The organism is Telluribacter humicola, assembly GCF_017355935.1.
Classification (GTDB): domain Bacteria; phylum Bacteroidota; class Bacteroidia; order Cytophagales; family Spirosomataceae; genus Telluribacter; species Telluribacter humicola.
In genome coordinates, this window is sequence record NZ_JAFIQT010000001.1 from 688,505 (window position 1) to 700,947 (window position 12,443).

Annotated in this window: 13 protein-coding genes; 8 read left to right on the top strand and 5 right to left on the bottom strand. The window is 50.8% G+C overall.

What is annotated here, in order from left to right; all coding sequences use genetic code 11:
- Window positions 1-2: 2 nt before the first annotated feature.
- Window positions 3-2,150: a xanthine dehydrogenase family protein molybdopterin-binding subunit gene (locus tag JUB14_RS03200; protein WP_207504318.1), complete on the top strand. Its 2,148-nt coding sequence runs from the start codon at window positions 3-5 to the stop codon at window positions 2,148-2,150.
- A 77-nt stretch (window positions 2,151-2,227) separates the two neighbouring features.
- Here the strand turns inward: JUB14_RS03200 and JUB14_RS03205 are convergent, their stop codons facing one another.
- Both JUB14_RS03205 and JUB14_RS03210 read right to left on the bottom strand, forming a co-directional pair.
- Window positions 2,228-2,914, bottom strand: coding sequence for an MgtC/SapB family protein (locus JUB14_RS03205; RefSeq protein WP_207504319.1), 687 nt, complete (start codon window positions 2,912-2,914; stop codon window positions 2,228-2,230).
- Window positions 2,915-2,993: 79 nt separating this feature from the next.
- Window positions 2,994-3,569 (bottom strand): uracil-DNA glycosylase family protein, encoded by a 576-nt coding sequence (locus JUB14_RS03210; protein WP_207504320.1) that lies wholly within the window; start codon window positions 3,567-3,569, stop codon window positions 2,994-2,996.
- Between the two features lie 118 nt (window positions 3,570-3,687).
- Here JUB14_RS03210 and JUB14_RS03215 point away from each other — a divergent pair, with 118 nt between their 5' ends.
- From JUB14_RS03215 to JUB14_RS03225, 3 genes are all read left to right on the top strand, one after another.
- Window positions 3,688-4,668, top strand: a complete 981-nt coding sequence (locus JUB14_RS03215; protein ID WP_207504321.1) for an NAD(P)H-quinone oxidoreductase — start codon at window positions 3,688-3,690, stop codon at window positions 4,666-4,668.
- 65 nt (window positions 4,669-4,733) lie between these two features.
- Window positions 4,734-5,930 carry a M20 metallopeptidase family protein gene (locus tag JUB14_RS03220; RefSeq protein ID WP_207504322.1) on the top strand — a complete coding sequence of 399 codons (1,197 nt, stop codon included), beginning with the start codon at window positions 4,734-4,736 and terminating at the stop codon, window positions 5,928-5,930.
- A 2-nt stretch (window positions 5,931-5,932) separates the two neighbouring features.
- On the top strand, window positions 5,933-6,811 hold the full coding sequence (locus JUB14_RS03225; protein ID WP_207504323.1) for a carboxypeptidase-like regulatory domain-containing protein: 879 nt from the start codon (window positions 5,933-5,935) through the stop codon (window positions 6,809-6,811).
- A 13-nt stretch (window positions 6,812-6,824) separates the two neighbouring features.
- On the opposite strand, the gene JUB14_RS03230 is transcribed toward JUB14_RS03225, so the two are convergent.
- The 3 genes from JUB14_RS03230 to JUB14_RS03240 all read right to left on the bottom strand — a co-directional run bounded on the left by JUB14_RS03230 (window position 6,825) and on the right by JUB14_RS03240 (window position 8,852).
- The gene (locus tag JUB14_RS03230) at window positions 6,825-7,457 is read right to left on the bottom strand and encodes a deoxyribose-phosphate aldolase (RefSeq protein ID WP_207504324.1); all 633 of its coding nucleotides are present in this window, start codon (window positions 7,455-7,457) and stop codon (window positions 6,825-6,827) included.
- 135 nt (window positions 7,458-7,592) lie between these two features.
- Window positions 7,593-8,369, bottom strand: coding sequence for a polyprenol monophosphomannose synthase (locus JUB14_RS03235; RefSeq protein ID WP_207504325.1), 777 nt, complete (start codon window positions 8,367-8,369; stop codon window positions 7,593-7,595).
- A 117-nt stretch (window positions 8,370-8,486) separates the two neighbouring features.
- The gene (locus JUB14_RS03240) at window positions 8,487-8,852 is read right to left on the bottom strand and encodes a DUF4296 domain-containing protein (protein WP_207504326.1); all 366 of its coding nucleotides are present in this window, start codon (window positions 8,850-8,852) and stop codon (window positions 8,487-8,489) included.
- Between the two features lie 81 nt (window positions 8,853-8,933).
- Here JUB14_RS03240 and JUB14_RS03245 point away from each other — a divergent pair, with 81 nt between their 5' ends.
- From JUB14_RS03245 to rnhB, 4 genes are all read left to right on the top strand, one after another.
- On the top strand, window positions 8,934-9,827 hold the full coding sequence (locus tag JUB14_RS03245) for a DUF58 domain-containing protein (protein WP_207504327.1): 894 nt from the start codon (window positions 8,934-8,936) through the stop codon (window positions 9,825-9,827).
- Between the two features lie 97 nt (window positions 9,828-9,924).
- The gene (locus JUB14_RS03250) at window positions 9,925-10,827 is read left to right on the top strand and encodes a hypothetical protein (protein WP_310586064.1); all 903 of its coding nucleotides are present in this window, start codon (window positions 9,925-9,927) and stop codon (window positions 10,825-10,827) included.
- Window positions 10,828-10,835: 8 nt separating this feature from the next.
- The gene (locus JUB14_RS03255) at window positions 10,836-11,864 is read left to right on the top strand and encodes a vWA domain-containing protein (RefSeq protein WP_207504328.1); all 1,029 of its coding nucleotides are present in this window, start codon (window positions 10,836-10,838) and stop codon (window positions 11,862-11,864) included.
- The gene (gene rnhB, locus JUB14_RS03260) at window positions 11,864-12,442 is read left to right on the top strand and encodes a ribonuclease HII (protein WP_207504329.1); all 579 of its coding nucleotides are present in this window, start codon (window positions 11,864-11,866) and stop codon (window positions 12,440-12,442) included. Before JUB14_RS03255 ends, rnhB begins: the two co-directional genes overlap by 1 nt.
- Window position 12,443 lies beyond the last annotated feature (1 nt).

The window sequence follows — 12,443 nt, forward strand, 5'->3', positions numbered from 1 at the left end:
CCATGTCCCAACTCCCTAATACAAACAGACGCGATTTTATGAAGCTGGCCGCCTCGGCCGGCGGTGGCCTGTTGCTGGGTTTTAACTGGCTCAGTGCTAATGCTACTCCCCCAGCCGTTGTGGATGAAGCTACTGCCGCGGCTGGTAATCTGGACTTCAACAGCTATCTTTCTATTGCCACTGATGGTACCATTACCATTCTTTCGCCCAATCCTGAAGTAGGGCAGGGGATCAAGACCGCCTTCCCGATCATTGTAGCCGAGGAGCTGGATGTAGACTGGACGAAGGTAAAGGTCGTACAGGCTCCCCTGGATACTACTAAATTTGAGCGGCAGGTAGCCGGAGGAAGTGGTTCTATACCGCACTCGTGGGACCGTTTGCGCCAGGCTGGAGCCACCGCTCGCCTGATGCTGATGGAAGCCGCTGCCAACCGCTGGAAAGTACCGGCTAGTGAGATTACTACTGACAAAGGAGTAGTAATGCACAAAGGATCGGGCCGTAAGCTCAGCTACGGCGAGCTGGCACAGGATGCTGCTAAGCTTACCGCACCCAAGGACGTGAAGCTGAAAGATGCTAAGGATTATAAGCTTATCGGCCAGTCCATCAAGAACGTGGACAACAAGCCTATCCTGACGGGGCAGCCCTTATTTGGAATTGACTTCCATCGAGAAGGTATGCTATACGCGATGGTGCAGCATCCTTCTGCCTTTGGTATGAAGATAAAGTCTGTTGATGCTTCGGCGGCTAAGGCCATGCCGGGTATTGTGGACGTAGTACAATTTAAAAATAATGTGGCCGTAGTAGGTAAGTCGACCTGGCAGGTTAAGAAAGCCCGCGAAGCTTTGAAGGTAGAATACGAGAAAGACGGTGATCTGGAAAGTACATCCGACCACAACCGTATTTTCACGGAGCTGATGGATAGCCCCAATGCTACCGTTCGTCGTAAGGATGGTGACGTGGAGGCTGCTTTTAAGAAAGCGGCTAAGGTAGTGAAGAGTGAATACCAGTGCCCATTCCTGCCGCACAGCCCCATGGAACCCATGAACTTCTTTGCGCACGTACGCCCTGATGGGGTGGAGCTGGTAGGTCCTACCCAGACCCCCGAGCGTGCCCGTAACGAAACGGCTAAGCTGCTGGGCATATCACCCGATAAGGTAACCGTAGAAATGACCCGCATGGGTGGTGGATTTGGTCGCCGCCTGGCTGCTGACTATGTACTTGATGCCGTAGAAGTATCTAATCTGGTAAAAGCGCCGGTGAAGATGATCTGGACCCGCGAAGACGACATGAACGGTGGTAACTACCGTCCATCGGTTCGCTACCGCTTTGAGGCCGCTCTGGATGCCCAGGGCAATATGATCGGCTATAAGCTGCGTGGGGTGGGTATCAACGCCGGTAACCCTACCCGGGAAGACAACTTCCCGTCGGGAGCGGTGGATAACCTGCTGATTGACTCGTTTGATCATAAGTCGCCTATCACAACAGGTCCATGGCGGGCACCTATTACCAACTTCCTGGCCTTCGCGGAGCAGTCGTTCCTGGATGAAGTAGCTCAGGCAGCCGGTAAAGACCCCATACAGTTCCGCCTTGACCTGCTCGAAAAGGCGAAGAAATCGCCAGCTGGTGAAGTAAAGTATGATGCAGACCGCATGATAGCTGTTACCAAACTGGCCGCTGAAAAAGCCGGTTGGGGCAAGAAGAAAGGCGTACATCAGGGCTTTAGCCTGTACTTCTCACACCGCTCGTATGTAGCCCAGATTGGTGAAGTAGCAATGCAGAAAGGAAAGCCGGTAGTCAAAAAGATCTATGCAGCCGCTGACTGTGGGGTGGTGATCAACCAAAGTGGTGCCCGCCAGCAGATCATGGGTGGTATCGTAGATGGTATGGGCCACGCTATGTACGGCAACATGACCTTTAAGAACGGAGCCCCCGAGCAGGAGAACTTCAATACCTATAAGCTGATCCGTCTGAACGAGATCCCTGAGATAGACGTCTTCTTTGTAGATAACGGTATTGCTCCGACGGGATTGGGCGAGCCCGCCCTGCCACCGACCGGTGCTGCCGTAGCCAATGCCTTGTTCAAGGCTACTAACAAGCGTCTGCGTAACCAGCCGTTTGTGGAGGAGGACGCCTATAAGAGCATTCTGTAAATAGTCTTATCAAAAATCATAAGGACCCGGTATCATTTTGATACCGGGTCCTGCTATTTATAGTCATAGTACCTTCACTAGGCATTCTTATTCCAGAATACATCCTTTACTTTCTCCTCTTCCTGTAAGGTAGAGAGCACGTTAAGTATGTGGTTGCGTCTGGTACCACGAACTTTAAGGTACACCGCTGACTCTTCATTTTCCTTCTCCACAGATAGGTTCAATATCTCTATCTTTTCATCTTCCATGATGCGTTTGGCAACTGCCAGGGAATCGGAGCTGGTGGAGGTAAGAATCTTGATGGTCTGGTCCTGGTACTGCTTAAAAAACTTTTCCTGGATGTACTGCATAGCCCAGAGGATAAACACGGCAATGACCGTGGTAAGGACAGCCGCAAAGTACATACCTGAGCCGGTCGCCAAGCCCACCGCCGCTACTGCCCACAAGCCGGAGGCGGTAGTAAGACCCCGCACTTCCTGATTACGAAGAAACATAATAGTACCTGCTCCCAGAAAACCAATGCCGCTGATAACGCCCGATGCGATACGTGAAGGGTCCAGTTCTACATTATCATGGCCTAATTCATCACTAAATCCGTACGTGGATACCAGCATGGCCAGCGTAGCGCCTACACATACCATCATGTGGGTTCGCAGTCCGGCGGCCCAGTCTTTTCGTTCCCTTTCCAGGCCCACAATACCACCCAGTAAAGCGGCTAGCAGGAGACGAGTAGCGATCTCTTCCCAGGAAATTGTGGGTACCATTTTCTTGTTATATTGGTGGATGAGTATTTGTGGAAACAACGCACCAAAACTATACCAGCGGGATTACTATACTTGTCTGCTAAGATTTTAAAATGTTATGGATACGCTCCTGTAGCACCGGGACAACTTCCTCCTCAAACCATGGATTACCGCGTAGCCAGAAGTCGTTGCGAGGGGATGGGTGAGGTAAGGGTATGTACTCCGGGAGGTAATCAGTGTAGTGGTGTACGGTATCAGTCAGGGTAGGCTGTGCGCGCTTGCCGAGGTAGTAACGCTGGGCGTACTGACCGATGAGCAGCGTGAGTTGTACCTGCTTCATCTGTTGCCACAGCGGGGCGTGCCAGCGCGGAGCACATTCCGGGCGCGGTGGCAGATCGCCAGACTTCCCTTTGCCGGGATAGCAAAAGCCCATGGGTACTATGGCAAACGTCTCCTCATTATAAAAAACGCTATCATCTACCCCCAGCCACCCGCGCAGTCGCTCTCCGCTGGCATCGTTCCAGGGTATACTGGTACGATGCACTCGAGTGCCCGGAGCCTGTCCAATTACTACGATCTGAGCCTTTGGATGAGCCACTACTACCGGGTTAGGCCCCAGCTGCAGTACCGGCTGGCAGAGTGTACAGCCCCTGATTTCCTGTAAGAGTTCTTTCATAAGAACATAAGAACGCCACATCAACCTTTTTTATTCATTTTAAAAACAGCTAACCTTATTGTTGGGTATAATGAAGAAAGTAGTTTATTATCCAGCTATTCCAAATTACCTACTAACCATGCAGGCTATACTACTTAAAGAACCCGGCTCCGCCGATCAGCTATACCTGGGCGAGTACCTAACTCCTGAGCCTGGACCAAACGAGATACTGATACGTGTTCAGGCCACAGCACTCAACCGGGCGGATCTGTTACAACGAGAAGGCAAATATCCACCTCCGGCGGGCGCTAGTTCGATCCTGGGGTTGGAAGTGTCCGGTGTGGTAGAAGCAGTAGGAGAAAGTGTCACACGCTGGCAGGTGGGGGACCGGGTATTTGGGCTCATACCGGGTGGAGGATACGCGCAGTACACGGTCATGCACCAGGACATGGCCATGCCTATACCGAGTACCTGGAATTTCGTAGATGCAGCCGCCATACCCGAGGTATACCTAACGGCTTTCCAGGCCCTCGGCTGGATTGCCTACGTACAGCCGGGCGAAACGGTGTTGCTTCATGCCGGAGCCAGTGGCGTGGGAACGGCAGCCATCCAACTGGTACACGCCATGGGAGCCGATGTAATCGTAACGAGCTCTGCCAGTAAGCATGACCTATGCCGGCAACTAGGGGCAAAGCACGCCATAGATTACCACAAAGGCCCTTTTCTAGATGAGTTGTTGTCAGTAACTAACGGTCAGGGGGTTGATGTGATTGTAGATCCCGTAGGAGGCGATTACTTCACCCAGAATATAAAAGCCTTGAAACTCGATGGACGGCTTGTCATGCTAGCCGTGATGGGAGGGGCCAAAGTACCGGAAGTCAACCTAGGGCCTATCCTATTCAAACGATTGCAGATAACAGGATCAACGCTACGCTCCCGCTCGTTGGAGTACCAGATCCAGCTTACGCAGGATTTTATGGACTTCGCCTATAATCGGTTTCAGAGCGGAATGTTAAAACCCGTTATTGATACCGTTTTTAGTTGGCAGGACGTGGCCGAGGCGCATCGCTACATGGAGGCTAACCAGAACACCGGTAAGATCGTACTAAGAGTAGGGTAGGTGTGAATTCCGCAGCCAACGGATTTCTTCATATATTTACCCTTATTAAATATCGATACTAACCTATGTCTGACCTTCACCAGAAAATAAAACTACTTGCTAAGGATTACGTAGCTGATGTGACCGCCAATCGTCACCACCTGCATAGGAACCCCGAGCTCTCATTCAACGAACATAAAACGGCCCGCTTTGTAGCCGATCAGCTTCGGTCGCTGGGCCTCGAGCCGCAGGAAGGTGTAGCAGGTACCGGTGTAGTAGCTCTTATCGAAGGCCGCAACCCGTCGAGCCGAATAGTAGGCCTGCGAGCCGATATGGATGCGTTACCCATTCATGAAGCCAATGATGTACCCTACAAGTCGCAGGTGCCGGGCGTGATGCACGCGTGCGGCCACGATGTACATACCTCCTCCTTGCTGGGGACGGCACGTATTCTGCAGCAACTGCGAGGAGAGTTTGAGGGAACGGTGAAACTGGTATTCCAGCCAGCCGAGGAGAAAGCCCCCGGTGGAGCCTCGTTGATGATAAAAGAAGGCGTACTGGACAATCCCAAGCCGACCAGCATGGTAGGACAGCACGTGGCGCCTAACGTACCGGTAGGTAAGATAGGCTTCCGTGAAGGTATGTACATGGCCAGTACCGACGAGCTGTACCTGACCGTAAAAGGTAAAGGTGGACACGGGGCTATGCCCGATCAACTCATTGATCCGGTACTAATGGCCTCTCATATCATCGTGGCCCTGCAGCAGATCATTAGCCGCCACCGCAAACCAGCCAATCCATCGGTACTTTCTTTTGGTCGTTTTATAGCCGATGGCGTGACCAATGTGATTCCTAACGAGGTGACCATCCAGGGTACCTGGCGGTGTATGGATGAGGAGTGGCGGGAGGAAGGGCTGCGTAAAATGAAAAAGATGGCCGAAGGCATGGCCGATGCTATGGGCGGTAGCTGTGAGTTTGAAGTAGTAAAAGGCTACCCTTTCCTGAAAAACCACCCCGAACTGACCCGCCGTATGAAAGCCGCCGCCGTAGAATACATGGGAGCCGAGAACGTAGTAGATCTGGATCTGTGGATGGCGGGTGAGGACTTTGCCTTCTACTCGCAGGTAGTAGATGCGTGCTTCTACCGGCTGGGGACTCGCAACGAAGCCAGAGGCATTATCTCCGGTGTACATACACCTACATTTGATATCGACGAAGAGGCCTTGGAAATAGGGCCGGGGCTAATGAGTTGGCTGGCTATTCGTGAACTTAACCAACGCTAAGCATGAGTAGACGTTGGATACTCGCCTGGTTTTGCTGTTTGGTAGTTGAGATAACTTTTGGACAGTCGGTACAGGGGCGTGTGGTAAATTACATAACAGGTGCCCCCGTAGCCTATGCCCTGGTGACTAACGATACCCGTAATACAGGTATCTATACCGATACCAGTGGCTTATTTCGCTGGCCAGGTTCATCGGATGGACTGCTCATTTCTGCTCCCGGCTATCAGACTTTACAAATAGAGAAGCTTAACTCTGATACCGCACTGACGGTATCGCTGGTTGAGAAACCCCTCGCGTTAGATCAGATTCCAGCCTCCGCGTCTAGTAAACCTCATGTAGTACAAAAAGGGGCCTGGCGGAAGCGACCAAGTGGGTATCTTAGTTCCTGTGAAGCGAGTCAACCGCGCGAAGTGGCTTTATATGTACCCAATGAGAAAAGTGAAGCCGGAGTTCTAAGAAAGATATCTTTTTACGTTTCTTCCAAAGGGAAGCAGAGAGCGCCAATCCGGGTACGCGTATATAAAAATAACAATGGAATGCCGGGGGAGGACCTGCTGGATGAAAACGTAGTCGTAATGCCCGGGCGGCCCTGGTATCGCTGGAAGGATGTAATAATTGGACGCTATAATTTACCGGTACCCAAAGAGGGCTTCTTTGTGGCTTTAGAATGGTTACACTCGGAAAATAGCCCCTATGAAGGTGTAGACAGTACCGGAACAAAATGCTTCGGGCAGATCTTGGGTACTACCAATGAGTTTGACACGTGCCGGGGGTGGTACCGGACCAATGGCGGTAGCTGGAGCCAGGAGTCCTGTAAAGCCGGAGAAACCGGTAAGACAGCCAGCCCAATGATACGGGTAGAGTGGCTGAGCTACCGGTAGCATCTAGATAAAATCAGTGAGGAAACGGGAGTTCGATACGTTCAGCTCCCGTTTCCTGTATATCTGCCAGACTAGCAGCAGTCGTGGCTGAGATTCCCACTCTCAGACCTGTATTTGTAGGCAATAGCTCCCGGAGGCGAGCGGCTTCGGGTAATAGAGAGCCTTCATCAAGCATTACCTTTATATAGTCGGCACCGGCATCAGATAATGTTTTGAGTAGCCCGGGGAGCGTAGCGTTAGCGACCTGCTTTAATTCAAACCTTACTGTCAGGGGGACTTCCTGCTCGTGCAGCCACTTGGCAAACTTTACGGTCTCGATCTTAATCCACCCCGCCGAAGCCGACTGCCAGGCCGATACGTTAAGGGTAAGTTCGATGGCATTGGCCCCATCTTTTAAGGCGAGTTCTGCCTCTAACTGCTTGGCTTCGGTGCGCTGGTAACCATAGGGGTAACCTACTACCGTGATCAGCTCCGCTGCATGCGCTGGTCCCATGTCTCTTCTTAATTTTTTAGTCCAGAAGGGAGGTACTGCCAGAGCCGCCAGCTTATGTTCATTCACCAGACTTAGTGCCTGGTACATAGTATCAACTGTAGCGGTAGGGCTGAGTACAGCCAGCTCAGTAAAGGACGGATAGTAGCTTGTCATGCAGAAGTAGAGATGTAGTATTCTGATGACACAATAAGCCAATAAAATGTTTGCAGCGGGGGGACAGGTACTGTAACTAAAAAAGCTACAATAAATACGGTATTCATTGTAGCTTTTTAGAGTATTTGAAGGCTTCTACTCAGCAACAGGCTTTTGTGCGAGTGGTGCGTTTTCTCTCTTTTCAGGTATGTAGCTTCTGAAGAAGCTCCCGATCTTTAAGCTCATTACTCCCCAGATAGCTTCTTTAAATATACCGGCAGACATCTTGGATGCCCCTTTGGTACGATCCGTGAAAATGATAGGTACCTCGGTGATGCTGAACCCGTATTTCCAGGCATTGAATTTCATTTCGATCTGGAAAGCATACCCAATAAAGCGGATGCGGTCCAGCTGGATAGTCTGAAGTACACGACTGCGGTAGCAAATAAAGCCGGCAGTAGGGTCCATGATGGGCATGCCCGTAATCATACGAACATAGTAACCGGCAAAGTAAGACATCAGTACACGCCCTATGGGCCAGTTTACTACATTAACGCCTTTGATGTACCGTGATCCAACGGCTATATCGTGCCCCTCTTCGTGACAAGCCTGATACAGGCGTACCAGATCCTCAGGGTTATGTGAGAAGTCGGCATCCATCTCAAACAGGTACTCGTACCCTCTGGCCAGTGCCCACTGAAACCCATGAATGTACGCTGTGCCAAGGCCCAGTTTGCCCTTTCGCTCAAGCATATGCAGTTGTGCAGGGTATTCATGTTGGAGCTCCTTTACTTTCAGGGCTGTACCATCTGGCGAGCCATCGTCTACGATGAGAACATGAAAGAGATGAGATAGCGAAAAAACCTTCCTGATGATGGCTTCGATATTTTCAATCTCATTGTAGGTAGGTATAATGACAATAGAGTTGCTCAAGACTTTCTCGAATATTTTTTAGATTGATAATGGAAAGCGTGGTAATTCCACCGCCATCTGGTCTATTGGAAAAACAGTAGTCGAATGAACCCCAAAAATCTCAAATATTAACAACAATTACAGCTTGATGTTGTTTTTCTTTTCGCGTGCTTCAATGTTTTTTACTACTTTTTCATAGATACGTGTCATATATTGCGGATGAGTGGTATAAAAAGCATAGCTTTCCTTATAGCGAAGCGTATCCACTTTGTGCTTTTTCCATATCTGCTTCTGGAGTTGGTTAAACACCATGGCTGACGAATCCAGCGACTGTAGCTGCAAACGGGACACCCGTGACTCGGCCAGGTGAATATCAGCCAGTATTGCCGCCATTTTATCTTCCGCAATAATATCCTTGGGAGGTTGCTCTTCCGAATCGCACGCCATAAGCATTAGGAGCAGACAAGCCAGTACCTGACGTGGTAAAAAAAGGATTCGACGCATGATCTTTACAAATTAGCTATCTTTGTTTTATACGCTCAACGCTGCAAAGTTGGTGATTCTTTTGCAGAACCTGTATTTATTATGTTCGAACAGTTTTTATCAAAGCTCCGTAGGTACGAGATCCGGATGCGCAAAGCGGTTAACAGCGAGCGTCATGGCAACTTCCATTCGGTGTTTAAAGGGTCGGGGCTTGAGTTTGACGATCTGCGGCTCTACCAGTATGGGGACGATGTACGGACGATCGACTGGAACACCTCAGCCAAAGGGCATGGTACCTATATCAAGATATTTAAGGAAGAGAAAGAACAGACGGTGTTTTTCATGGTGGATGTAAGTGCCTCCCAGGAAGTAGGAGATGCTATACGCCAGAAGATTGATGCGTCTAAGGAGATATGTGGGGTATTGACTTTGGCGGCTATACGGGAAGCCAGCCGGGTAGGGATGCTTTGCTTTACCGACCGAAAAGAAAAGTACATCCGCCCTTCTGATGGGATGAAACATGGGTACAGCCTGATATCAGAACTGTTTAAGCTTCAGCCCGAGTCATCAAAGACAAACCTGTCAGAGGCTATCCTGCTGGCCTTGAATGTACTGAAAAGGCGGAGTCTGGTGTTTCTGATATCTGATTTTATTGATAAGGATTACGAGCATAACCTGAAAGCACTGGCGCGTAAGCATGACCTGATTGTGATTCATGTGCATGATCAGCGGGAAACCAATCTGCCTAAGCTGGGAATTATTCCCGTCTATGATGCGGAGCGTCAGAGTATGGTATGGATCAATACTTCGTCGTCACGTTACCGGGTGGCCATGAGAGATCAGTACGCCAAGCGTCGTCAGGAGCTGGAGCGGCTTTGCCGGCAGAATAAGGCCGATTACCTTTCGTTAAATACCCGTGAAGACTACGTCCCCGCCCTGATACGATTATTCAGGGTAAGACGTTACGTCAAGGGTACATCCCCTAACCATGCCTGAGTGCAAGAGTAGGTCACCCCTCCGTCTTTAACTATACGATTACAGTTTGTTTCTTCTTAGTTACATACATTCCCGGATTCGTCACCTTGCTTTACCAGTGGTAGTTGGTCTGTTCCTGGTACTACTGGCTCAGGTAGTACTAGCGCAATCTGACAGACCCAAGGGAAAGTTTATGACTGATACCATTCGGGTTGGAAAGCCTTTCTTCTATTCACTCAGCTATCGGCATGATCCGGCACAGGAAGTCTTTTTCCCGGATACAACGTTTAATTTTTCTCCTTTTCAGGTACTCGGTCAGGAATACTTCATTACGCAGACGGATGAACGCGGAAGTCTCGACAGTACCGTTTATAAACTCATATCCTTTGAGGTAACACCCATCCAGCTCCTTTCTTTGCCGGTGTTCGTCATGAACAACAGCGATTGTACCGCGGTGTACACAGCTCCCGATACCGTCTTGTTGCGCCTGCTGCCCGAGGTGGTTAAAAACGACAGCCTGGCTCTGCAGGCCGAGACCAAAGTGCTACCTTTGCGCCGGCAGTTCAACTATTCCGTATTTCTAGGGGTAGTAGCCGCAGTGACGGGCATTAGCCTGCTTATATACTGGCTGTTTGGGCGTAGTATCAACCGGCAGTGGCAGATGTTTCAGCTACAGCGGAGGCACCGGGAATTTGTTCGTACCTTCAACCGGCTCAACCGCAACGCACGGGAGCGTAATAGTGTGTCGGACGCCGAAAAGGCCGTAATCGTGTGGAAAAAGTACCTGGAGCGGGTGGAAGAAAAACCCTTCGCTACCTACACCACCCGGGAGATTCTGGATAATATACCGGATGAACCCCTGGCCGATGCCCTGAAAGATATTGATGGTACTATATACGGTCAGGTACGATCAAAAAATATGGATGTGTCCCTACAGGTGCTACGGACGGTTGCCTTGCGGTCGTACCGCCGCCGCCGTCGTGAAATTGCTCAGGTAGGCAAAGAAACAGTGGAAGCATAAATCAGATTATGGAGCAGCAATGGTTTTCACCGGAATGGTTTGGATGGAATACCCTACGGTCTTTTCACTGGGTACATCCCTACTTTCTGTACGCTATTCCGGCCATCCCCCTGTTGCTATGGCTCCGTTACCTGTTTCACCGTAGTGCCAAGCAACACCTGGCCATGCCGTACGAGGCTACGGCTACGTCGGAAGACTGGATTACCCGACTCAGGTATGTCCAGCCGGTGGCCGTAGTGCTGGCTTTGATGCTGGTGCTGGTGTCCCTGGCGCGCCCCCAGGTTATTACCGAACGTATCGATCGCTATTCAGAAGGCATAGACATCATGCTGCTGCTGGACATATCCGACTCTATGCTCGAAAAAGACCTGGAGCCGAATCGGCTGTCGGCGGCTAAGAAGGTAGCCCGAAGCTTTATTGAGGGACGGCTGCACGACCGGATCGGGCTGATCATCTTTGCGGGGGAGGCTTTTTCACTATGCCCGCTTACCACAGATTACCAGCTTCTGTACTCATTCTTGGATGATATCAGCTCGGACATGATTCGTACGGCCGGTACGGCCATAGGTAGTGCGCTGGCCGTAGCTGTAAACCGCATGCGTGATTCAAAAAGTGAAAGTAAGGTAGCCATACTCATCAGCGACGGGGATAATACCTCCGGTAACCTGGACCCGGTGACGGCGGCACGTCTGGCCAAAGCCTTTGGGGTGCGTATCTACACAATTGCGGTGGGTAAAGCGGTTAAGCGTACAGCAAGGGCAGATACGCTCAGAGCTACGTTTAATGACTTTATGGATGAGAGCGAGATGCAGCGAATAGCGGCCGCCGCCGATGGGAAATTTTTCCGGGCAGCGGATACCAATGCGCTTAGGAATGTGTTTGCCCAGATAAATCAGCTGGAAAAGGTGAAGTACCGGGATGTCATGTACCGCGAAGTAAAGGACTACTACCGGGTGTATCTGTACTGGGCGGTGCTGCTGCTGTTGATTGCGCTGGCGACCAAGAGTACTTTTATGGCCAATATACTGGAAGATTGATGTTACGTTCTTACTATAACCAGAATACTCTGGAGGCCGGGCTGGATGAGGTGGGGCGCGGGTGCCTGGCCGGACCAGTAGTAGCCGCGGCTGTCATTCTCCCCTCCGACTACACACATCCCCTCCTGAACGACTCCAAGCAGCTTACAAAAGTACAGCGGGATACTTTGCAGAAAGAGATTAGGCAGGATGCCATAGCCTGGGCGGTTGCGGAGGTATGCAATAATCAGATCGACGAGATCAATATCCTGAAGGCTAGCTTTCTGGCTATGCACCGGGCCGTAGACCAGCTGCATGTACGTCCGGAGCACTTGCTGGTGGATGGTAACCGCTTTGTCCCGTACCCTATGATCCCGCATATCTGCATCATAAAGGGTGACTCGCACTACCTGTCCATAGCGGCAGCCTCAGTCCTGGCCAAAACCTATCGTGATGAATTGATGGAGCGCCTGGCGGTAGAGTACCCGCATTACGGATGGGAGCAGAACGTAGGGTACCCGACACCGCGGCATCGTCGGGCTATACAGGAGCACGGGCCTTGCCCTTACCACCGGATGAGCTTCCGCTTAGTGAAGTAAG